Source organism: Aeromonas salmonicida, from assembly GCF_028355655.1.
Lineage (GTDB): Bacteria > Pseudomonadota > Gammaproteobacteria > Enterobacterales > Aeromonadaceae > Aeromonas > Aeromonas salmonicida.
Genome location: NZ_CP110645.1, coordinates 4,778,628 through 4,800,000, shown reverse-complemented (window position 1 = coordinate 4,800,000; position 21,373 = coordinate 4,778,628). Strand labels below are relative to the sequence as shown.

Genomic DNA, 21,373 nt, shown 5'->3' with positions numbered 1-21,373 from the left:
CGAGACGAAGCCACTACGGTGGTGAAGCCATTGATGCCCTGCTTCCAGGAAAAGCCTCTAAGCTTCAGATTACAAGTCATCGTACCCCAAACCGACACAGGTGGTCGGGTAGAGAATACCAAGGCGCTTGAGAGAACTCGGGTGAAGGAACTAGGCAAAATAGAACCGTAACTTCGGGAGAAGGTTCGCTCTTGACAGTGAAGTCCCTTGCGGATGGAGCAGTTGGGAGTCGCAGTGACCAGATGGCTGGGACTGTTTATCAAAAACACAGCACTCTGCAAACACGAAAGTGGACGTATAGGGTGTGACACCTGCCCGGTGCCGGAAGGTTAATTGATGGGGTTAGCGCAAGCGAAGCTCTTGATCGAAGCCCCGGTAAACGGCGGCCGTAACTATAACGGTCCTAAGGTAGCGAAATTCCTTGTCGGGTAAGTTCCGACCTGCACGAATGGTGTAACCATGGCCATGCTGTCTCCACCCGAGACTCAGTGAAATCGAATTCGCCGTGAAGATGCGGTGTACCCGCGGCTAGACGGAAAGACCCCGTGAACCTTTACTACAGCTTGGCACTGAACATTGAACCTACATGTGTAGGATAGGTGGGAGGCTTTGAAGGCGTGACGCCAGTTGCGCTGGAGCCGTCCTTGAAATACCACCCTTGTATGTTTGATGTTCTAACGCAGGGCCCTGAATCGGGCTCGCGGACAGTGCCTGGTGGGTAGTTTGACTGGGGCGGTCTCCTCCCAAAGAGTAACGGAGGAGCACGAAGGTTGGCTAATCCTGGTCGGACATCAGGAGGTTAGTGCAATGGCATAAGCCAGCTTAACTGCGAGACGGACAGGTCGAGCAGGTACGAAAGTAGGTCATAGTGATCCGGTGGTTCTGAATGGAAGGGCCATCGCTCAACGGATAAAAGGTACTCCGGGGATAACAGGCTGATACCGCCCAAGAGTTCATATCGACGGCGGTGTTTGGCACCTCGATGTCGGCTCATCACATCCTGGGGCTGAAGTCGGTCCCAAGGGTATGGCTGTTCGCCATTTAAAGTGGTACGCGAGCTGGGTTCAGAACGTCGTGAGACAGTTCGGTCCCTATCTGCCGTGGGCGTTGGATGATTGAAGGGAGTTGCTCCTAGTACGAGAGGACCGGAGTGAACGAACCTCTGGTGTTCGGGTTGTCACGCCAGTGGCACTGCCCGGTAGCTAAGTTCGGAATCGATAACCGCTGAAAGCATCTAAGCGGGAAGCGAGCCCTGAGATGAGTCATCCCTGACCCCTTGAGGGTCCTAAAGGGCCGTTGGAGACCACAACGTTGATAGGCGGGGTGTGTAAGTGCAGCGATGCATTGAGCTAACCCGTACTAATTACCCGTGAGGCTTAACCATACAACACCCAAGAAGTGTTCTAAGGCTTGTAGCAAATTGAAGAACTACTACCTAATTCAGTGATAGCGACCACCACCTAAGGTGACAGTTGTTATTCACGTCAGCTTTCCAAGATTGAAGTAATTTGCCTGGCGGCCATAGCGCCGTGGAACCACCTGATCCCATGCCGAACTCAGAAGTGAAACGCGGTAGCGCCGATGGTAGTGTGGCATTCGCCATGCGAGAGTAGGACACTGCCAGGCTTCAATTAAGCAATCACAGCGATGTGGTTGGTCGTGTGACAATGTAAGGTTGTTGCGGACGAGAGATTTAGATAACGCACGCAGTGCGGTCTTTACCGGTTAGTGTGCTGATATGGCTCAGTTGGTAGAGCGCATCCTTGGTAAGGATGAGGTCCCCAGTTCGACTCTGGGTATCAGCACCAGTAAATATTAAAGCCTCCCAATCGGGAGGCTTTTTTGCATCTGCGTTTCTCAGTTTACTGAGATTTTTCTGGCATCCAGATATAGACGGGTCTGATCCGAGGCCCCTATTTCGGTCAATCCTGCCTTCATTCCGGTCAATTCCCTTTATTGTTGCCGTTTGCCAATAGTGTCAGCTTCATATGTATTCAACGTGAATGCTGTTCTATTAAATTGATCCGAGCTAAGTTGTCGATTGGAAAGGTAATAGGTGTCAGAAAAAGGATGAAAAACATGCTGATAAAGAATGTGTGTCTGACTGACAGGGAGGGGTTGTGGCAAATCCTCTGTCAGGATGGGTTGATCCGGACCATAGCCCCCATGAGCCAGCCTCTCCTGTCTACCCGGGAGCTGGATGGGGAAGCAGGCCTGGCTATTGCACCTTTTATCGAGCCTCACATTCACCTCGACACTACCCAAACCGCAGGGGAGCCGAGCTGGAACCTGTCCGGTACCCTGTTCGAGGGGATTGAGCGCTGGGCCGAGCGCAAGGCGCTGCTGACCCATGAAGATGTGAAACAGCGGGCCATCCAGACCCTGAAATGGCAGATGGCCAACGGCATCCAGTTTGTCCGCACCCATGTGGATGTCTCCGACCCCAATCTGGTGGCCCTGAAAGCCATGCTGGAGGTGAAGGAGGAGATGAAGGAGTGGGTCGAGCTGCAGATAGTGGCCTTTCCGCAGGAGGGGATCCTCTCTTATCCCAACGGCAAGGCCTTGCTGGAAGAGGCGCTTAGGCTGGGAGCCGATGTAATTGGCGCCATACCCCATTTTGAGTTTACCCGGGAATACGGGGTCGAAAGTCTGCATTACATCTTCGATCTTGCCGAGAAGTATCAGGTTCTGGTGGATGTTCATTGTGACGAGATCGACGACGAACAGTCTCGCTTTATCGAGACACTGGCGACCCTGGCTTACGAGCGCGGCATGGGCCATAGGGTGACCGCCAGCCATACCACAGCCATGCACTCCTACAACGGGGCCTATGCTTCCCGCCTGTTCCGGCAGCTCAAGATGGCGGACATCAACTTCGTCGCCAATCCGTTGGTGAACATCCACCTGCAGGGACGGTTCGATACCTATCCCAAGCGTCGTGGCATTACCCGGGTGAAGGAGATGCTGGAGGCCAATATCAATGTCTGCCTCGGCCACGATGATGTGTTCGATCCCTGGTATCCCATGGGCACCGCCAACATGCTGCAGGTGCTGCACATGGGGCTGCATGTGTGCCAGATCATGGGGTATGAGCAGATCAACGACAGTTTGAAACTGATCAGCAGCCATAGCGCCCGTACCCTGAATGTGCAGGATCGCTACGGCATCGAGGTGGGCAAGCCGGCCAATCTGCTGATCCTGCCCGCCGAGAATGGCTTTGATGCGGTGCGCCGTCAGGTGCCGGTGCGCTACTCCATTCGCCATGGTCGGGTGATTGCCGAGACCAGGCCAGCCCAGACCTCACTCCATCTGGATCGGGTCGAGCCGGTCGATTTTCGCCGCTAAGACGGCACTACTGTGTCGATTAATTGCCTGTCTGTCCTCTACTGTGGATATTTTGCATAATGTCGGCCTGATATTACGGAGTCTGCCCCATGCAAACCTGGTTATTTGTTGCAGCCGGTGGTGCCATCGGTGCCTGCCTGCGCTTTGGTATATCCGAGCTGATGGCGTTATTGCTGGGTCGCCATTTCCCCTACGGCACCCTGGTGGTCAATGTGGTGGGCTCTTTCATCATGGGTATCGCCTTTGCCCTCATCAGTCACGGTCATGTGGTGGAACACCCTATGAAGCCATTGCTGATGGTGGGGATCCTCGGGGCCTTGACTACCTTCTCTTCCTTCGCGCTGGATACAGTCGTGCTGGCGCAGCAGGGGGCCTACCTGAAGGCGGTGCTGAATATGGGTCTCAACCTGTCCCTCTGCCTGGCCATGGTGTTGCTGGGGATGCAGTTGGTCGCCAGCCGGGTTTAAGGTGTCCGCACGCCATTGGCTCTGGTAAACTGGCGACCATTCTTTGCTCTATGGGTGTTTAAGGGATGTCAGAACAGACTACGACAACGCATTTTGGCTTTAAAACCGTGGCCGCGACCGAGAAGGAAACTCTGGTTGCCGGCGTCTTCCATTCGGTGGCAGCCAAGTATGATCTGATGAACGATCTGATGTCGTTCGGCATCCACCGCCTGTGGAAGCGCTTCACCATCGATTGTTCCGGTGTGCGCAAGGGCCAGAAGGTGCTGGATCTGGCCGGTGGTACCGGCGATCTGACCGCCAAGTTCTCCCGCATCGTCGGCGAGACAGGTCAGGTGGTGCTGGCAGATATCAACGACTCCATGCTCAAGGTGGGCCGCGACAAGCTGCGCAACCTGGGGGTGGCGAACAATGTCTCCTACGTGCAGGCCAACGCCGAGGCATTGCCGTTCCCGGACAATCACTTCGATGTCATCACCATCGGCTTCGGCCTTCGCAATGTGACCGACAAGGACAAGGCGCTGGCCTCCATGTTCCGTGTGCTCAAGCCGGGTGGCCGCCTGCTGGTGCTGGAGTTTTCCAAGCCGGCCAGTGAAGTGATCGCCAAGCTCTACGATCTCTACTCCTTCAAGTTGTTGCCAAAAATGGGCGAACTTGTCGCGAACGACGGTGAAAGCTACAAGTATCTGGCAGAGTCCATCCGCATGCACCCGGACCAGCAGACCCTGAAGGGGATGATGGAAAATGTCGGTTTCGAGCAGGTTGAGTTCTACAACCTGACCCAGGGTGTGGTTGCCCTGCACCGCGGTTACAAGTTTTAAGGTTGCCTATGCCGATGGATGCCATGGTCACTGCCGTGATCGAAACCAGCCTCAATCAGCTGCTGACGTTCGACAAGCAGAGCCCTGAGCGGTTGCGCAAGCTGACGGGCAAGGTGCTCAAGCTGGAATTGCGTGAGCTCAAACCGCTCTGGTTCGTCTTCTCCGATCGCCGGCTCGATGTGCTGGCTCAGCATGAGGGTGAGGCCGATGCCGTGCTCAGCCTGTCGCTGACGGCGCTTGGCCTGCTGAAAGACCCGTCCGCTCTTACCCGTTATATCCGCGAGGAGAAGCTGGATCTGAGCGGCGATCCCCAGCTGGTGCAGGCGTTCAGCGTCTTGCTTGGCGAGCTGGATATCGACTGGGAAGAGGAGCTGTCGCGCTATACCGGCGACGTGCTGGCTCACACCCTGTTCAGCGGTGCCCGTCAGGCGCGCCGCGTGCTGGGGCGCGAGCTGTGCCGCTCCCGGCGTCAGTTGGCCGAATACCTGACCGAAGAGATTCGGCTCGCTCCCGGTCCACTGGAGGTGGCGAGCTTCAACGATGACGTCGAGGTGCTGGCCCAGCAGCTCAAGGCCGTCGAGCTGCGACTGGCACGCTTCGAACAGCAGGTAGCCTGATGACCCCGAAGGAGTTCAAGCGCCTCTATCGCATCATCACCATACTGCTGGAGCAGGGCATAGATGAACTGGTGCCTGCCCGCTATCAACCCTGGCCGGGTCGTCTGGCTCGTCGCAGCCTGTTCTGGCTGAAGAAAAAGCAGCCCGATCTTAGCCGGGGCGCCCGCATTCGCCTCGCCTTCGAGGCTCTCGGCCCCATCTTCATCAAGTTCGGTCAGATGCTGTCTACCCGGCGTGATCTTCTGCCGCCGGATATCGCCGAAGAGCTGGCCATGTTGCAGGACAGAGTTCCCCCCTTCTGCGGTCAGGCGGCCCGTCTCAAGATCGAGGAGAGCCTGGGTTGCCCCGTCGAAACGCTGTTCGACGATTTCGACGAGACACCGCTGGCCTCGGCCTCCATCGCCCAGGTCCATACCGGTCGATTGAAGGAGAATGGCCGCGAGATCGTCATCAAGGTGATCCGCCCGGATATAGAGCCGGTCATCGAGGCCGACCTGCGTCTGATGCAGACCCTGGCCCGCCTGGTGGCCCGTTTCGTACCCCAGAGCGCGCGCCTGCGACCCATCGAGGTGGTGGAAGAGTATCGCAAGACCATACTCGACGAATTGAACCTGATGCGAGAAGCGGCCAATGCCATCCAGCTGCGCCGCAACTTCACCGGTTCCGATGCGCTCTACGTGCCCGAGGTGTTCACCGAACACTGCCGTGAGCATGTGCTGGTGATGGAGCGCATCTACGGTATACCGGTTTCCGACATTCCTGCATTGGAAGCCAACGGCACCAACATGAAGCTGTTGGCCGAGCGGGGTGTGGAAGTCTTCTTCACCCAGGTGTTCCGTGACAGTTTCTTCCACGCCGACATGCACCCTGGCAACATCTTCGTCTCCTATGAGCATCCCGACAATCCGCTCTGGATCGGCATAGACTGCGGCATAGTCGGCACCCTGAATCGGGAAGACAAGCGCTACCTGGCCGAGAACTTCCTCGCCTTCTTCAACCGCGACTATCGCCGGGTGGCGGAGCTGCACGTGGAGTCTGGCTGGGTACCACCCGATACCAAGGTGGATGAATTCGAATTTGCCATTCGCACCGTGCTGGAGCCCATCTTCGAGAAGCCGCTGTCCGAGATTTCGTTCGGCCACGTGCTGCTCAACCTGTTCAATACAGCCCGTCGCTTCAACATGGCGGTGCAGCCGCAACTGGTGCTGCTGCAAAAGACCCTGCTTTATGTGGAAGGGTTGGGTCGTCAACTCTATCCCCAGCTGGACCTGTGGCAGACCGCCAAGCCTTATCTGGAAAACTGGATGCACGAGCAGGTCGGGCCCAAAGCGGTGTGGAATGCCATCAAGGAGAAGGCGCCGTTCTGGGCGGAGAAGCTGCCGGAGTTGCCCGAGCTGGTCTACGAGACACTGCGCCAGACCCGTCACCAGCAGCGCCACTTCGAGCAGATGTTTGCCGATTTTCGCCGTCATAGCCGGCGGCAGGGGCAGGCACGCTACCTCTTAGGGGTTGGAGCCAGCCTGCTGTTGGTGGGTGTATTCTTGCTGACCCAAAAACAACACATTGAATGGGGACAAATCAGCCTGGCTGGTGCCGGATTATGCTGGCTGCTGGGTTGGTTCAAGGCCCGTTCACACTAATTGCCTGCTTGCACACCTCAAGTGCCAGTTTGGAAAGATTGCGTACTGGTATCAGTATCGTGCTCGTCAATAACACACTCGCGCCCCTTGGCGCCAATTTTGGAGAAATATCATGGGTGGTATCAGTATTTGGCAATTGTTGATCATCGCGGCCATCGTAGTCTTGCTGTTCGGCACCAAGAAATTGCGCGGGATCGGTGGTGATCTGGGCGCGGCCGTCAAAGGCTTCAAGAAAGCCATGTCTGACGAACCCGAGGCCAAGCCGGCCGAGAAGGATGCAGATTTCGATCCGAAACAGCTGAACGATGCGGCCACCAGAGCCGAGGCCGCCAAGCAGAAAGACAAAGATCAGGCTTAAGCCATGTTCGATATCGGTTTCTGGGAGCTGGTTGTCATCGGCATCGTCGCCCTGGTGGTGCTCGGTCCCGAGCGGCTGCCCGTGGCGATCCGTACCGCCAGCCACTGGATCAGGCTGATCCGCAGCACTGCCAACTCGGTCAAGTCCGAGCTGGAGCAGGAGCTGAGGTTGCAAGAGCTGCACAACGACCTGAAGAAGGCCGAACAGTTGCAGATGAGCAACCTGAGCCCCGAGTTGCAGGAGTCTATCGAGCAGTTGAAGGCGGCGGCACAATCGGTGACCCGTCCCTATGAACAGCAAAATACCATCCATCCTGCCCCGGCTGCTGCCGAGGTGAAGGCTGAACCTGCGCAACCAGCCGCGGCCATGACTCATGATGAGGCGCCCATGGTGACAACCGTTCAGAGCACGGATGTCCTTGCTGACAAAAAAGAGGAGGTGAAGCCATGAGTCAGGCCGAACAACCTCTGATCAGTCATCTGATCGAACTGAGAACCCGGTTGCTGCATGCCATTTCGGCCATCCTGCTGGTGTTTGTCTGTCTGGTTTACTTTTCCAACAATATCTACGACTTCGTAGCCCAGCCGCTGCTCAGCCAGTTGCCGGCAGGCACCAGCATGATAGCGACGGATGTGGCGACCCCCTTCCTGACACCCATCAAGCTGACTCTGGTGGTCTCCTTCTTTGTGGCGATCCCCTATCTGCTTTACCAGGCCTGGGCCTTCATCGCCCCTGGTTTGTACAAGCATGAGCGGCGTCTCATCATGCCGCTGGTCGTCTCCACTGCCGTGTTGTTCTACAGCGGAATGGCGTTTGCCTACTACGTGGTGTTCCCGCTGGTATTCGGCTTCTTCACCAGTACGGCGCCCGCCGGAGTGACGGTGGCGACCGACATCGCCAGCTATCTGGACTTCGTGCTGACCCTGTTCTTCGCGTTCGGGGTGGCGTTCGAGATACCTGTGGCCACCATACTGCTGTGCTGGACAGGGGTGACCACTCCCAAGAGCCTGCGGGAGAAGCGTCCTTACGTCATCGTCGGGGTATTCGTGGTCGGCATGTTGCTGACGCCACCCGATGTCTTCTCCCAGACCCTGCTCGCCATTCCCATGTGGGCCTTGTGGGAGATAGGTCTGTTCTTCGCCCGTTTCTATGTGAAGAAAGAGGATGAGGAGCAACAGGAACAAACGGAAGAGGGGAGCTGAGGCTCCCTTCCTCTTTTCATGCCCCCGTTCGAGGCGTATGGTGATGCCCCATCGAGTAGATGGTTTTCAAATACCTGATATGTCTTCCTTTTGTTCGGAACGTCTCATCCCATGATCGACATTGGTCTCAACCTCACCAGCAGCCAGTTTGCCGGTGAACAGCCTGAACTGGTGGAACGCGCCCGTGCCGTCGGGGTGGAGGCACTGATCCTGACCGGTACCGATCTGGCCGGTAGCCGTGAAAGCGCTGACCTGGCTGCGCTGTGGCCGGGTTACTGTTTCTCCACCGCCGGTGTGCATCCTCACGATGCCAAAAGCGTCGATGATGCAACCCTGCCAGCCTTGCGTAAGTTGGCAGCCCTGCCGCAGGTGGTCGCCATCGGCGAGTGTGGTCTCGACTACAACCGCGATTTCTCCCCCCGTCCGGTGCAGGATGCGGTGTTCGACGCCCAGCTGGCGCTGGCGGCCGAGCTCGGGATGCCGGTGTTTCTGCACTGTCGCGATGCGCACGCCCGTTTTGTCGAGATCCTGCGTCCCTGGCTGCCCAGATTGCCGGGAGCCGTGCTGCACTGCTTCACCGGTTCCGACGAGGAGCTGGACGAGTGTCTGGCGCTGGGACTGCATATCGGGGTGACTGGCTGGCTCTGCGACGAGCGCCGTGGTCAGCTGCTGCGGGAACAGGTGGCACGCATTCCGGCCGGTCGGCTGATGATCGAAACCGATGCCCCCTATCTGGTACCGCGGGATTTGAAACCCAGACCCAAACGCAACGAACCCGCTTTTTTGCCGCATATCGCCAAGGTGGTGGCGGCTTGCCGTGGTGAAGCGCCCGAGGCCTTGCTGGCCCATACCCGGGCCACCTCCGCCGCGTTCTTCCAACTTCCTCTTCAGGAGTGATTCATGGCTACAACTCTTCCGGGCGCCTTTCCGGGTCGCCGTCTGCGCCGGGTGCGCAAACATGATTTCAGCCGTCGTCTGGTGCGCGAGAACGTACTGACCGCCAACGATCTCATCTATCCCGTGTTCGTGCTGGAGGGGGAGAACCGTCGTGAGGCCGTCACCTCCATGCCGGGGGTGGATCGTCTCTCCATCGACCTGCTGCTGGCGGAAGCCGAAGAGCTGGTCGCCCTCGGCGTGCCCGCCATTGCGCTCTTCCCGGTGACCCCGCTTCAGAGCAAGAGCCTGTTGGCGGAAGAAGCTTACAACCCGGACGGTCTGGCCCAGCGGGCGACCCGCGCCCTCAAGGCGCGTGTCCCCGAGCTGGGGGTCATTACGGATGTGGCACTCGACCCTTTCACCACCCATGGTCAGGACGGCATCATAGATGATGAAGGCTATGTGCTGAACGACATCACCACGGACATCCTGGTGAAGCAGGCGCTCTCCCACGCTGCCGCCGGGGCCGATATCGTTGCGCCGTCCGACATGATGGATGGCCGCATCGGCGCGATTCGCGCCGCACTGGAAGCGAACGGCTTCATCAATGTCCAGATCATGGCCTACTCCGCCAAGTATGCCTCCTGCTACTACGGCCCGTTCCGCGATGCGGTGGGCTCTGCCGGCAACCTCGGCAAGAGCAACAAGGCCACCTATCAGATGGATCCGGCCAACAGCAACGAAGCCCTGCACGAAGTGGCGCTGGATATTCAGGAAGGGGCTGACAGCGTCATGGTCAAGCCGGGCATGCCCTACTTGGACGTGATCCGTCAGGTGAAGGATCAGTTCGGCGTGCCGACTTTTGCTTATCAGGTGAGCGGCGAGTACGCCATGCACATGGCGGCGATCCAGAACGGCTGGCTGAAGGAGAAGGAGAGCATCATGGAGTCCCTGCTCTGCTTCAAGCGAGCCGGTGCCGATGGCATTCTCACCTACTTCGCCAAACGGGTTGCCCAGTGGCTGCAGGAAGACGCCAGACGCTGATGTCCGCCATCTCATTTAGCTCACAATGCCGGCCCAGGGGCCGGCATTGTCGTCTCTAACAGCCGGATCGCTGCTTTAATGAGCATGTTTTCGCGAAAAGTGGGCAACTGACCCGGTTCACGGCGGCAAAGGCTTGATTAATGAGGTTCCTGCCTACATCTTAGGTAGTCCAAGCAGGCTTCTGGACGGCAGGGGCTGTAAGAGAATTTAGAGGTACCGCAGGATGAACAACCCTTTGCTGACAATGGACTCGCTGCCCCCCTTCAGCCAGATCCAGCCCGAACAGGTGCAAGCTGCCGTGACGCAGGCCATCGCCGATTGCAAACAGAAGATCACCGATGTGCTGGCCCAGCGCGATTCCCATACCTGGGACAGCCTGATTGCCCCGCTGGAAGAGGTGAATGACCGCCTGGCACGAGTCTGGTCGCCGGTCAGCCATCTCAACTCCGTCCTCAACAGCGAAGCGCTGCGCGCGGCCCACGACGCCTGCCTGCCGCTGCTGTCCGAATTCCAGACCTATGTCGGTCAACATGAAGGCCTCTATCAGGCTTATCTGGGCCTCTTTGAGAGCGATGATTTCCCTCGCCTCGATGGTGCCCAGCGCAAGGAGATCCAGAATACCCTGCGCGATTTTCGTTTGTCCGGTATCGGTCTGCCCGCCGAGGCGCAGCAGCGCTACGGTGAAATCCAGGCCCGTCTCTCCGAGCTCGCCTCCCGCTTCAGCAACAATGTGCTGGATGCGACCCAGGGCTGGACCAAGCTGGTGAGCGACGAGGCCGAACTGGCCGGTCTGCCACAAAGCGTACTGGCTGCCGCCCGTCAGCTGGCGGAGCAGAAGGGTCAGCAGGGCTGGTTGTTCACCCTGGATATCCCCTCCTATCTGCCGGTCATGATGTATGCCGACAACCGCGAGCTGCGTGCCGAGCTGTATGAGGCGTTCACGACTCGCGCCTCGGATCAGGGCCCAAACGCCGGCAAATGGGATAACTCCGCCATCATGACAGAGCTGCTCTCCTTGCGTCGCGAGCTGGCCAAACTGCTGGGCTTTGGCAACTATGCCGAGCTCTCCCTGGCGACCAAGATGGCGGAAAAAACCGAACAGGTAGTGGGTTTCCTCACGGATCTCGCAGCCAAATCCCTGCCGCAAGGCAAGGCCGAGCTGGAAGAGATCCGCACCTTTGCCGCCGAGCATCACGGTCAGCGCGAGCTGGCGGCCTGGGATCTTCCCTATTACGCCGAGAAGCTCAAGCAGCACAAGTTCTCCATCTCCGACGAGCAACTGCGCCCCTACTTCCCTGCCAACAAGGTAGTGAAAGGGCTGTTCGAGGTGGTGAAGCGGGTATTCGGCATCAAGGTGCGCGAGCGTCTCGGCATCGACACCTGGCATCCGGACGTGCGTTTCTACGACATCTTCGATGCCGAGGATGAGCTGCGCGGCAGCTTCTACCTCGACCTCTATGCCCGTGAGCACAAGCAGGGCGGCGCCTGGATGGATGTCTGCCTGGGTCGCCGCTACCGTCAGGATGGGTCCTTGCAAAAGCCGGTGGCCTACCTGACCTGCAACTTCAACGGCCCTGTGGATGGCAAACCGGCCCTGTTTACCCACGACGAGGTGGTGACTCTGTTCCACGAGTTTGGCCACGGCATTCACCACATGCTGACCCAGATCGACGTGGCCGGTGTCGCCGGCATCAACGGCGTGGCCTGGGATGCGGTGGAGCTGCCGAGTCAATTCCTGGAGAACTGGTGCTGGGAATCCGAAGCGCTGGCCTTTATCTCCGGCCACCATGAGACCGGTGAGCCATTGCCTGCCGATCTGCTGGAGAAGATGCTGACTGCCCGCAACTTCCAGGCCGCCATGCAGATGTTGCGTCAGCTGGAATTCGCCTTGTTCGACTTCCGTCTGCACCAGGAGTTTGACCCGGCCAACCCGGATCAGATCCCGACCCTGCTGGCCGAGGTGCGCAGCCAGGTAGCCGTGATGACGCCGCCTGCGTTCAACCGTTTCCAGCACAGCTTCTCCCACATTTTTGCGGGCGGCTATGCGGCGGGTTACTACAGCTATAAATGGGCCGAAGTGCTCTCGGCAGATGCCTTCTCCCGCTTCGAGGAGGAGGGGATCTTCAATCCGGCCACAGGCCAATCCTTCCTGAAGAACATCCTGGAGAAGGGCGGTTCCAAGGAGCCGATGGAGCTGTTCCGGGCCTTCCGTGGCCGCGAGCCCCAAGTGGATGCTCTGCTGCGCCATAGCGGGATTGCCGCGTGAGACTCAGTGCCCCAGGCGGCCTTGAGCTTCAAGCAGGTACACTTTTGCGGCATAGTGGGATCTCCGCGTGATTTTTGAGATAAAAAGGGACCTTTTGGTCCCTTTTCTCAAGGCTTTTTAATATCTTGCGGAGTGCATGTTTGCACTGTCCCCGCCTCTTGAGTAGAGTCGGGTTCTACCTTCCAGGGAGAGAAAGAACCTTGCCATGAGGCGAGCACTCGAGTCTGTCTATCAAATCATCTCAAGTCTGTCTCATTCGAGTGGTCAGGGATATTTCGATACCTTTGTGAGTGAAATCGCAGCAGCGATCGGGGCCGACTTCGTCCTGATTTCAGGTAGGGATCAAGCGGGGCTGTTTTTCAAGGTCCACGCTGCCCATCCGGCATCTCTCGACACCACAAGCTTCACTTTTCCGGTCAGCGCCACCCCGGGGGAAATCACCCTGCAAGAGGGGGAGGCCTGGTTCAGCGACCGCGTCCAGCAGTTGTTCCCCCATGCTTCTGTGTTGCAGGCTTGGCACATCCAGGCCTATGCGGGGATCGCCCTCAAGAATGCCCAGGGCGAGACCATCGGCATCTGCAGCGTGCTGTTCAAACGGCCGCTCGCCAACATGGACAAGGTGATGGGGCTGTTGCGACTGCTGGCCCCACTGGCCGGCCGTGAGCTGGCGCTGATGTTTCAGCAGCAGCCGGTGCAGAGCCAGCCCGAGTATCACCATTTCCTGCACACCATGATGTCCCACGCCCCTGTGGGGATCGGCAAGCTGGATCTGGATGGCAAGATCCTCTGGACCAACCCGGCCATCGAAAAGATGCTGGGCTACAGCCAGAGCGAGCTGCTGCACCGTACCGCCGCCGAGCTCAACCACCCGGAAGACTGGCTGCGCAGCGTCTCCTGCTATGCGGAGCTCAAGCGTGGCGAGCGCACCGCCTTCACCCAGGAGAAGCGTTACCTGCATCGAGATGGCCAGGTGCTGTGGGGCCGGGTGACCGTCACTCTGGTACGGGATGAACATTTGCAGCCCGACTACCTGATGGTGGTGCTGGAAAATATCGATCCCCTCAAGCGCCATGCCGAGCAGCTCAAGCTCTCCCACCGGGTCTATGACAACCTCTCCGAAGCCATTCTGGTGTGTGATGCCGACAGTCGCATCATCTCGGTCAATCCGGCGTTCGAGCAGATCACCGGTTACAGCGGGGAGGAGGTGTGCGGCCAGCGTCCCAGCATGCTCAAATCCGGACTGCACGATCAGGCCTTCTATGCCGACATGTACCATGCGCTGGAGCGGGTGGGCGTCTGGCGGGGGGAGGTGTGGAACAAGCGCAAGAATGGCAAGCTCTACCCCCAGCAGCTGATGATCAGCACCTTGCGGGAAGGGGGCAAGATCAGCCAGTACATAGGCATCTTCAGCGATCTCTCCCAGACCAAGCTGGCGGAACAGAAGATCGCTGCCCAGGCCAACTACGACAACCTTACCGGCCTGCCCAACCGCTGGCTGTTTGGTCGCTGCCTCACCCGTTTCTGCGAGCGGGGCGAGCGCTTTGCGCTCATGGTGCTGGATCTCAACAACTTCAAGGCGGTCAACAACAGCATGGATCACCATGCTGGTGATGCCCTGCTGCGAGAGGTATCGGATCGGCTGGTGAGCCGGGTGCGCACCGAAGATCTGGTGGCCCGCATCGGCGGCGACGAGTTCGCGTTTCTGGTGCCCGGCATCGTCAACCGCCGTCAGGCTGAGGTATTCGCCAAACAGGTGATCGGCGGCTTTGCCCGCCCCTTCATGCTGGCCAACCAGCACCTCTATGTGACGGCGACCATAGGCATCACCCTCTGCCCGGGGGATGGTATCGAGAGCGATGAGCTGCTGCGCAACGCGGAGCAGGCGCTGTTTGCCGCCAAGCGGCAGGGGCGGATGCTGGGCAGCTACTGCGCCTCCATGCGGGAAGAGGTGCGCCAGCGCCACCAGATGCAGCAGGATCTGGCGGAGGCCATCAAGCTGGAGCAGCTGACCATGGCCTATCAGCCCATCTGGGACAACCGCAGCGGCCGGGTGGCCAAGCTGGAGGCGCTGGTGCGCTGGTATCACCCGCACTGGGGTCAGGTCTCGCCGGCGGACTTCATTCCGCTGGCGGAGGAGGCGGGGCTCATCCAGGGGCTGGGGGCGCTGGTGCTCTGGCAGTCCTGCCGGGATCTGGCGCGGTTGCAGCAATCCGGCTTCCCGGATCTGCAGATGTCCATCAACCGTTCCACCCTGGAGTTCCAGACCATAGACCCGGAGGCGAGCGAGTGGCTCAAGGTGATCCACCACTTCGGGCTCGACCCCTGTGACATAGTCATCGAGATCACCGAATCCCTGCTGATGGAGACCAGCGATCAGCACAGGGTGCGGATCGATGCCCTGCGCGAGGCGGGCTGCAAGCTGGCCATCGACGACTTCGGCACCGGCTATTCGGCCCTCAACTACCTGCGTAACTTCCCGGTGGATCTGGTCAAGATTGACCGCGCCTTCGTGCGCCACATCCCGTTCAACGAACAGGACAGGCTGCTGCTCGACGGCATCATCAACATAGTGCACAACCTCGGCATGCAGGTGGTGATCGAGGGGGTGGAGACGCGCGAGCAGCTCAACTTCCTCTGCCAGAAGGGATGTGCCTTCACTCAGGGTTTCCTGCTCAGCCGCCCGCTGGCCTATGACGATCTGGTCGAATATCTGCAACTCAACGACAAGAGCATGTTCCTGCAGATCAGCTAGCCGATACCAGCTCTAACGCTAACGTCAGCCTGTAGCGCGTTCTCGCCATGTCATTATGCCCCGATACGACACACCCTACGGCCGCATAAAGGGGCTGTGATACACTCCGCTCATTGAATTTAGAACGCAGCCAAGACCATGCAAATCCTCCTCGAAGACCCCACCAAGGCCGCGCAGGCCCACGCGCTGGCCAGCCAGCTGAACCAGACCGACTACCCCCAGTTTGCGCTGGTGTTTACGCCTGAGCGGCTGGAGCTGCGCAAGTTGGACGAACCCAAGCTGGGTGCCGTCTATGTGGACTTCGTGGAAGGGGCGGTGGCCCATCGCCGCAAGTTTGGCGGCGGACGCGGTCAATCCATTGCCAAGGCGGTCGGGCTCAAGGCCGGTGCAATGCCTACCGTGGTGGATGCTACCGCCGGGCTCGGCCGCGACGCCTTCGTGCTGGCCTCCCTCGGCTGCAAGGTGACCCTGATTGAGCGCAGCCCCGTGGTGGCGGCCCTGTTGCAGGATGGATTGATGCGGGCGGCACAGGATCCCGAGATAGGTCCCTGGGTCAGCGAGCGGATGCGCCTGCTGCAAGGACCGGCGGTGGACAACCTGCTGGCGTTGCCGGAGCGGCCCGATGTCATCTACCTCGATCCCATGTTCCCTCACAAGCAAAAGTCGGCGCTGGTGAAGAAAGAGATGCGGGTGTTCCAGTCGCTGGTGGGGCCGGATCTCGACGCCGATGCCCTGTTGCCGGCCGCGCTGCAGATGGCGGACAAGCGGGTGGTGGTGAAGCGCCCCGACTACGCAGGCTGGCTCAACGAGCACAAGCCCAGCATGGCCATCGAGACCAAGAGCAATCGCTTCGATGTCTACGTGATGGCAGCGCTGGCTGCGGGTTAACCGCCAGTGTGAGCCGCTGATGAAAAAAAAGAGGGCCAACCCAAGGTTGGCCCTCTTTTTTCGTACCGGATTCAGTTGGTTGGGGCGAAGCGGATCAGCTTCTCTTCCCCTTGCCAGCTCAGGCGCAGGGTCGCCAGATCCCCCAGGCTGAGTCGCTCGCCACTGTGCAGCAGCAGATACTCGACACCCTCGCTGGCTTCGATGGTGCGGATCTTGTCATCCCACTGGTGGCCATCGCGACTGGTGAGGGTCACCGGCAATTGCCAGCTGGCGGCAATTTCAAGCCAGTCGTAGAGATCGCAGCTGATGGGTTGGTAATCCGGCATGATCGGCTCCCAAACGAGCAAGTTTCTGTGTCAGGCTTCCAGCAAGCGAGTAGGCCAGCCCATCTTCTGCTGGCGTTCCACTTCGAGACGCAATTCGCTGGCGCGCAGGTAGTGTTCGTCCATCCACCCCTTGGGCAGGGTCAGGGTCAACGCCTCTTCCTCGGCCTGCAGGGTGAAGTTGGGTACTGTGCCCTGGGTACGGCGCATGCAGAGGATCAGCGAGATGCGCAGGATGCGGGCCAACCGGATCGCCTGACGACCCGTGACGGCACCCTGTTTTTCCAGGGTTTCCAGCTTGAATTCATCCCGCTGGTTGAACAGCAGGGCCGACAACAACTTCTTCTGTGCAGGAGTAAAACCCGGCATGTCGATGTTGTCTATGATGTAGGCCGCGTGTTGCGGGGCCTTCTTGTACTCGATACAGAGGCCAATCTCGTGCAGCAGGGCCGCATAACGCAGGATAGGGCGACCGTAGCGTTTGGAGAGGCGCCAGGCCGGTTGCAGCTGGTTGAACGCCTCTATGGCGGTGTCACGCACCCGCTCGGCGTGCTCTTTATCCAGCTGATAGCGGCTGATGAGGCTGTCGGCGGTACGATCCCGGGCATCGCAGTCGTGATTGTTGCCAAGCAGACCGTAGATAAGCCCTTCGCGCAAGGCACCGCCCGCCAGGGTCATGCTCTCTATGTTCAGGGTTTCGAAGATGGCGATCAGGATGGCGAGACCGGAGGGGAACACGGTCAGCCGCTCGGCCGCCAGTCCTTCCAGCTGCAGCCGGTCCAGCCTGCCGCAGGCGATGGCCTGACCCATCAGCTCCTGCAACTTGGGCAGGGTGACCCGCTCGCTCTTCCCTTGCGCCAGCATGATCTCCTGCAGCGCCTGTACAGTGCCGGAGGCGCCGACGCAGGTGCGCCAGCCAAGGACGCAGTAATCTTCCGCCACCTTCTCCAGCACCGCCTTGGCGGCGGCAATCGCCTGCGCAAAGCGAGCTTCACTCAGCTCGCCATCACCGAAGTGGTTGTTGAGCCAGGTGACGCAGCCCATGTGCAGGCTGTTGAGCAGTTTCGCTTCGCTGTGTTCGCCAATCACCAACTCGGTGCTGGCGCCGCCGATGTCGATCACCAGCCGGTTGCCTTCCCCGGCCGAGGTCCAGGAGACACCCTCGTAGATGGTTTTGGCCTCTTCCTCGCCAGAGATGATCTCTATGCTGTGGTTGAGCACCCGTTCCGCTTCGCTCAGGAACTCGTCGACGTTGGTGGCAAGGCGCAGTGTGGCCGTGCCCACCACCCGTATATTGTCGGCCGGAATGTCCTGCAGCTGCTCGGAGAACAGACGCAGGCAGTCCCAGCCCCGCTCCATGGCGGCACGGCTGAGACGAAATTCCGGATCGAGCCCGGCGGCGAGGCGAACCTTGCGCTTGACCTTGGTGACGGTGCGCAGGGCACCGGCGACCTCGCGCACCACCAGCATGTGAAAGCTGTTGGAGCCGAGGTCAATGGCGGCATAGAGAGGCGAGTTGTGCAACTGGGCCTGTCCTTCAGCTCTTGCGTGGCGGACGACGACGGTTGTTGCTGTTGCCACCGCCCTGGCGATCCCGCATGTTGCGGTTCACCGGCTGACGGTTGCGAACGACCCGTTTCGGGGCAGTCACGTCATCCAGCAGCGCTTCACGGTCATATTTGCTGACCGGGATCGGGTGGTGGATGTACTCCTCGATGGCCGGCAGGTTGAAGGCATAGTCTTCACAGGCCAGGCTGATGGAGTGACCGCTCTTGCCGGCACGACCGGTACGACCGATACGGTGTACATAGTCTTCGGCATCGTCGGGCAGGTCGTAGTTGAAGACGTGGGTCACATCAGGAATGTGCAGACCACGGGCAGCCACGTCGGTAGCGACCAGTATGTCCAGGGTTCCCTTGGTGAAGTCTTCCAGGATCTTCATCCGCTTCTTCTGCGGCACGTCACCGGTCAGCAGACCGACGCGGTGACCGTCATTCTCCAGCCACGCATGCACGTCTTCACAGACATGCTTGGTGTTGGCGAAGACGATGGCTTTTTCCGGCCACTCTTCTTCCATCAGGGAGAGCAACAGCAGCATCTTGTCTTCGTTGGAGGGGTAGAACAGCTCCTCCTGAATGCGGATGCCGGTCATCTGCTCCGGCTCTATCTGCACATGTTCCGGGTGGTTCATGTGTTCGTAGGCCAGCTCCTGCACCCGCAGGGAGAGGGTGGCGGAGAACAGCATGCTCAGACGCTCGGTCGGGGCAGGCATGCGGCGGAACAGGAAGCGGATGTCCTTGATGAAGCCCAGATCGAACATGCGATCCGCTTCATCCAGCACCACGACCTGAATGTTGCTCAGATCGATCACCTTGGACTTGAAGTAGTCGATGATGCGACCCGTGGTGCCGATCAGGATGTCGACGCCCTGCTCCAGCACGGCCAGCTGCTTGTCGTAACCTTCGCCACCGTAGGCGAGGCCGAGTTTCAGGCCGGTGGATGCGGAAATGGTATCGGCATCGTTGTAGATCTGCACTGCCAGTTCCCGGGTTGGCGCCATTATGATGGCTCTGGGTTGGTTAACCAGACGGGGATTGCTCAGCGGGTGGGTCAGCAAATAGTTGAATGTTGCGGCCAGGAAGGCAATGGTCTTGCCGGTCCCTGTCTGAGCCTGACCAGCGAGGTCATGACCTTCTACCAGCAGTGGCAGAGACAGCGCCTGGATGGGCGTGCAATAGTGAAATCCCTTTGATTCCAGACCAGCCAGAACTTCGGGTTCGAGGCCCATTTGGGCGAATTTTTCGGTCGTTAAGTGTGTTTTGCTCATGGCGGTAGGTTATCAGGTTAGGCTTGCAATAATAAACAGGATCATTTCAAATAGGGCAACTATTGCCTTTGTTGATACGTCAATAAAGCCTTAATTACTGACTGGAGTTGGAGATGAGTGACAAGATTGTTCAGCTGAGCGATGCCAGCTTCGAGGCAGATGTAATCAAAGCCGATGGCGCCGTTCTGGTCGACTTCTGGGCCGAATGGTGTGGTCCGTGCAAGATGATTGCCCCGATCCTGAACGAAGTCGCCCAAGAGTATGCCGGTCGTGTGACAGTGGCGAAATTGAACATCGATCATAACGCCGACACGCCGCCCAAGTATGGCATTCGCGGTATTCCGACCCTCTTGCTGTTCAAGAATGGCGAAGTGGCTGCGACCAAGGTCGGCGCCCTGTCCAAGACTCAGCTGAAAGAGTTTCTGGACGTTAACCTGTAATAATCAAAAAGGAGCGCATTGCAATAATGCGCTCCTTGTGTTTTATCACCTAGACGCTCATCCCGATTGGTGCTAGCTTATCGTTCGTTTGCTAACCTTTTTGCCTGACTCTTTGCTTAGCAGCAGCCTGGCAAGTCAAATCCGATCAGCATCAATCCAGCAGACTGTCTCCTCATTTCAATCCTTGCTTACAGACTTTCACCACTATGAATCTGACTGAATTAAAGAACACTCCTGTGTCCGAGCTGGTAAAGCTTGGCGAATCCATGGGGTTAGAAAATCTGGCTCGGGCGCACAAGAAAGATATTATTTTCGCAATCCTCAAGGCGCACGCCAAGGGTGGCGAGGATATCTTTGGCGACGGTGTGCTGGAAATCCTGACCGACGGTTTTGGCTTCCTGCGTAGTGCAGATGGCTCCTATCTGGCTGGCCCGGACGATATTTATGTCTCCCCGAGCCAGATCCGCCGTTTCAACCTGCGAACCGGCGATACTGTTTCCGGCAAAATCCGGCCACCGAAAGAGGGCGAACGTTATTTCGCGCTGCTCAAGGTCAACGAGGTCAACTACGACCGTCCGGAAAACGTCCGCAACAAGATCCTGTTTGAAAACCTTACCCCCCTGCATGCCAACGAACGTCTGCGCATGGAACGGGGTAACGGTTCTACCGAAGATATCACAGCCCGTGTGCTGGACCTGGCTTCCCCCATCGGTAAAGGCCAGCGTGGCCTGATCGTGGCGCCGCCCAAGGCCGGTAAGACAATGCTGCTGCAGAACATCGCCCAGAGCATTGCCTACAACCACCCGGACTGTGAACTGATCGTCCTGCTGATCGATGAGCGTCCGGAAGAAGTGACCGAGATGCAGCGCATGGTGAAGGGTGAAGTGATCGCTTCCACCTTTGACGAGCCTGCTTCCCGTCACGTTCAGGTTGCCGATATGGTTATCGAGAAGGCCAAGCGTCTGGTCGAGCACAAGAAGGATGTGGTCATCCTGCTGGACTCCATCACCCGTCTGGCTCGCGCCTACAACACTGTCATCCCGTCATCTGGCAAGGTACTGACAGGTGGTGTGGATGCCAACGCCCTGCACAGACCCAAGCGCTTCTTTGGCGCCGCTCGCAATGTTGAGGAAGGCGGTAGCCTGACCATCATAGCGACCGCGCTGGTGGATACCGGCTCCAAGATGGACGAGGTTATCTACGAAGAGTTCAAGGGTACCGGCAACATGGAACTGCACCTCTCGCGCAAGATTGCCGAGAAGCGCATCTACCCGGCCATCGACATCACCCGTTCCGGCACCCGGAAGGAAGAGTTGCTGACCACCGGTGACGAGCTGCAGAAGATGTGGATCCTGCGCAAGATCATTCATCCCATGGGTGAGATCGACAGCATAGAGTTCCTGATCGACAAGTTGGCGGCCACCAAGACCAACGACGAATTCTTCGACTCCATGCGGCGTCAGCAGAAGTAATCTGGTCGGAAAATGAAAAACCGCGGCTCATGTCGCGG

The 21,373-nt window shown here is 58.7% G+C and carries 18 protein-coding genes, 1 tRNA gene and 2 rRNA genes (1 of these 21 running past the window's edge); 18 read left to right on the top strand and 3 right to left on the bottom strand.

The genetic code is table 11. The features are described 5' to 3' along the window. The 16 genes from ONZ54_RS22360 to ONZ54_RS22285 form a co-directional block, all read left to right on the top strand. Nucleotides 1–1,384: ribosomal RNA gene (locus ONZ54_RS22360) — 23S ribosomal RNA — on the top strand; it begins 1,504 nt to the left of the window's first position. A gap of 127 nt (nucleotides 1,385–1,511) precedes the next feature. Further along, nucleotides 1,512–1,626: ribosomal RNA gene (gene rrf, locus ONZ54_RS22355) — 5S ribosomal RNA — on the top strand. A 106-nt stretch (nucleotides 1,627–1,732) separates the two neighbouring features. Further along, nucleotides 1,733–1,808, top strand: a tRNA-Thr gene (locus tag ONZ54_RS22350). 271 nt (nucleotides 1,809–2,079) lie between these two features. Continuing rightward, nucleotides 2,080–3,345: a cytosine deaminase gene (locus tag ONZ54_RS22345; protein WP_271787191.1), complete on the top strand. Its 1,266-nt coding sequence runs from the start codon at nucleotides 2,080–2,082 to the stop codon at nucleotides 3,343–3,345. A gap of 89 nt (nucleotides 3,346–3,434) precedes the next feature. Beyond that, nucleotides 3,435–3,812, top strand: coding sequence for a fluoride efflux transporter CrcB (gene crcB / locus ONZ54_RS22340; protein ID WP_005320732.1), 378 nt, complete (start codon nucleotides 3,435–3,437; stop codon nucleotides 3,810–3,812). A gap of 65 nt (nucleotides 3,813–3,877) precedes the next feature. Beyond that, nucleotides 3,878–4,630, top strand: coding sequence for a bifunctional demethylmenaquinone methyltransferase/2-methoxy-6-polyprenyl-1,4-benzoquinol methylase UbiE (gene ubiE / locus ONZ54_RS22335; protein ID WP_005320731.1), 753 nt, complete (start codon nucleotides 3,878–3,880; stop codon nucleotides 4,628–4,630). Between the two features lie 8 nt (nucleotides 4,631–4,638). Then, entirely contained in the window at nucleotides 4,639–5,247 is a 609-nt protein-coding gene (locus ONZ54_RS22330; protein WP_265467623.1) for a ubiquinone biosynthesis accessory factor UbiJ, read from the top strand. Beyond that, complete coding sequence (ubiB, locus tag ONZ54_RS22325) at nucleotides 5,247–6,887, top strand: ubiquinone biosynthesis regulatory protein kinase UbiB (RefSeq protein ID WP_271787190.1); 1,641 nt, start codon at nucleotides 5,247–5,249, stop codon at nucleotides 6,885–6,887. Before ONZ54_RS22330 ends, ubiB begins: the two co-directional genes overlap by 1 nt. Before the next feature lie 112 nt (nucleotides 6,888–6,999). After that, nucleotides 7,000–7,245 (top strand): Sec-independent protein translocase subunit TatA, encoded by a 246-nt coding sequence (tatA, locus tag ONZ54_RS22320; protein ID WP_005320705.1) that lies wholly within the window; start codon nucleotides 7,000–7,002, stop codon nucleotides 7,243–7,245. A gap of 3 nt (nucleotides 7,246–7,248) precedes the next feature. Continuing rightward, nucleotides 7,249–7,695: a Sec-independent protein translocase protein TatB gene (gene tatB, locus ONZ54_RS22315; RefSeq protein WP_005320703.1), complete on the top strand. Its 447-nt coding sequence runs from the start codon at nucleotides 7,249–7,251 to the stop codon at nucleotides 7,693–7,695. Further along, complete coding sequence (gene tatC / locus ONZ54_RS22310) at nucleotides 7,692–8,447, top strand: twin-arginine translocase subunit TatC (protein WP_005320700.1); 756 nt, start codon at nucleotides 7,692–7,694, stop codon at nucleotides 8,445–8,447. Before tatB ends, tatC begins: the two co-directional genes overlap by 4 nt. A 111-nt stretch (nucleotides 8,448–8,558) precedes the next feature. Beyond that, entirely contained in the window at nucleotides 8,559–9,344 is a 786-nt protein-coding gene (locus tag ONZ54_RS22305; protein WP_271787189.1) for a TatD family hydrolase, read from the top strand. A gap of 3 nt (nucleotides 9,345–9,347) precedes the next feature. Then, nucleotides 9,348–10,367 (top strand): porphobilinogen synthase, encoded by a 1,020-nt coding sequence (gene hemB, locus ONZ54_RS22300; protein WP_271787188.1) that lies wholly within the window; start codon nucleotides 9,348–9,350, stop codon nucleotides 10,365–10,367. Between the two features lie 223 nt (nucleotides 10,368–10,590). Further along, a complete protein-coding gene (gene prlC, locus ONZ54_RS22295; protein ID WP_271787187.1) occupies nucleotides 10,591–12,633 on the top strand; it encodes an oligopeptidase A in 2,043 nt (680 codons plus the stop codon). Between the two features lie 205 nt (nucleotides 12,634–12,838). Next, a complete protein-coding gene (locus ONZ54_RS22290) occupies nucleotides 12,839–15,385 on the top strand; it encodes a sensor domain-containing phosphodiesterase (protein ID WP_271787186.1) in 2,547 nt (848 codons plus the stop codon). 138 nt (nucleotides 15,386–15,523) lie between these two features. Beyond that, nucleotides 15,524–16,273 carry a class I SAM-dependent methyltransferase gene (locus ONZ54_RS22285; RefSeq protein WP_021139514.1) on the top strand — a complete coding sequence of 250 codons (750 nt, stop codon included), beginning with the start codon at nucleotides 15,524–15,526 and terminating at the stop codon, nucleotides 16,271–16,273. A gap of 71 nt (nucleotides 16,274–16,344) precedes the next feature. Here the strand turns inward: ONZ54_RS22285 and ONZ54_RS22280 are convergent, their stop codons facing one another. Genes ONZ54_RS22280 through rhlB form a run of 3 tightly spaced genes read right to left on the bottom strand, consistent with a single transcriptional unit; the run spans nucleotide 16,345 to nucleotide 19,423 of the window. Continuing rightward, on the bottom strand, nucleotides 16,345–16,599 hold the full coding sequence (locus ONZ54_RS22280; RefSeq protein WP_087756847.1) for a Rho-binding antiterminator: 255 nt from the start codon (nucleotides 16,597–16,599) through the stop codon (nucleotides 16,345–16,347). Nucleotides 16,600–16,629: 30 nt separating this feature from the next. Next, nucleotides 16,630–18,120 carry a guanosine-5'-triphosphate,3'-diphosphate diphosphatase gene (gppA, locus tag ONZ54_RS22275; RefSeq protein WP_058406732.1) on the bottom strand — a complete coding sequence of 497 codons (1,491 nt, stop codon included), beginning with the start codon at nucleotides 18,118–18,120 and terminating at the stop codon, nucleotides 16,630–16,632. Between the two features lie 13 nt (nucleotides 18,121–18,133). After that, nucleotides 18,134–19,423, bottom strand: a complete 1,290-nt coding sequence (gene rhlB, locus ONZ54_RS22270; RefSeq protein WP_011899248.1) for an ATP-dependent RNA helicase RhlB — start codon at nucleotides 19,421–19,423, stop codon at nucleotides 18,134–18,136. A 113-nt stretch (nucleotides 19,424–19,536) separates the two neighbouring features. On the opposite strand from rhlB, the gene trxA reads away from it, so the two are divergent. Then, entirely contained in the window at nucleotides 19,537–19,863 is a 327-nt protein-coding gene (gene trxA, locus ONZ54_RS22265; RefSeq protein ID WP_005320671.1) for a thioredoxin TrxA, read from the top strand. 206 nt (nucleotides 19,864–20,069) lie between these two features. Then, complete coding sequence (gene rho, locus ONZ54_RS22260; protein WP_005320670.1) at nucleotides 20,070–21,335, top strand: transcription termination factor Rho; 1,266 nt, start codon at nucleotides 20,070–20,072, stop codon at nucleotides 21,333–21,335. The last annotated feature ends 38 nt before the right edge of the window (nucleotides 21,336–21,373 follow it).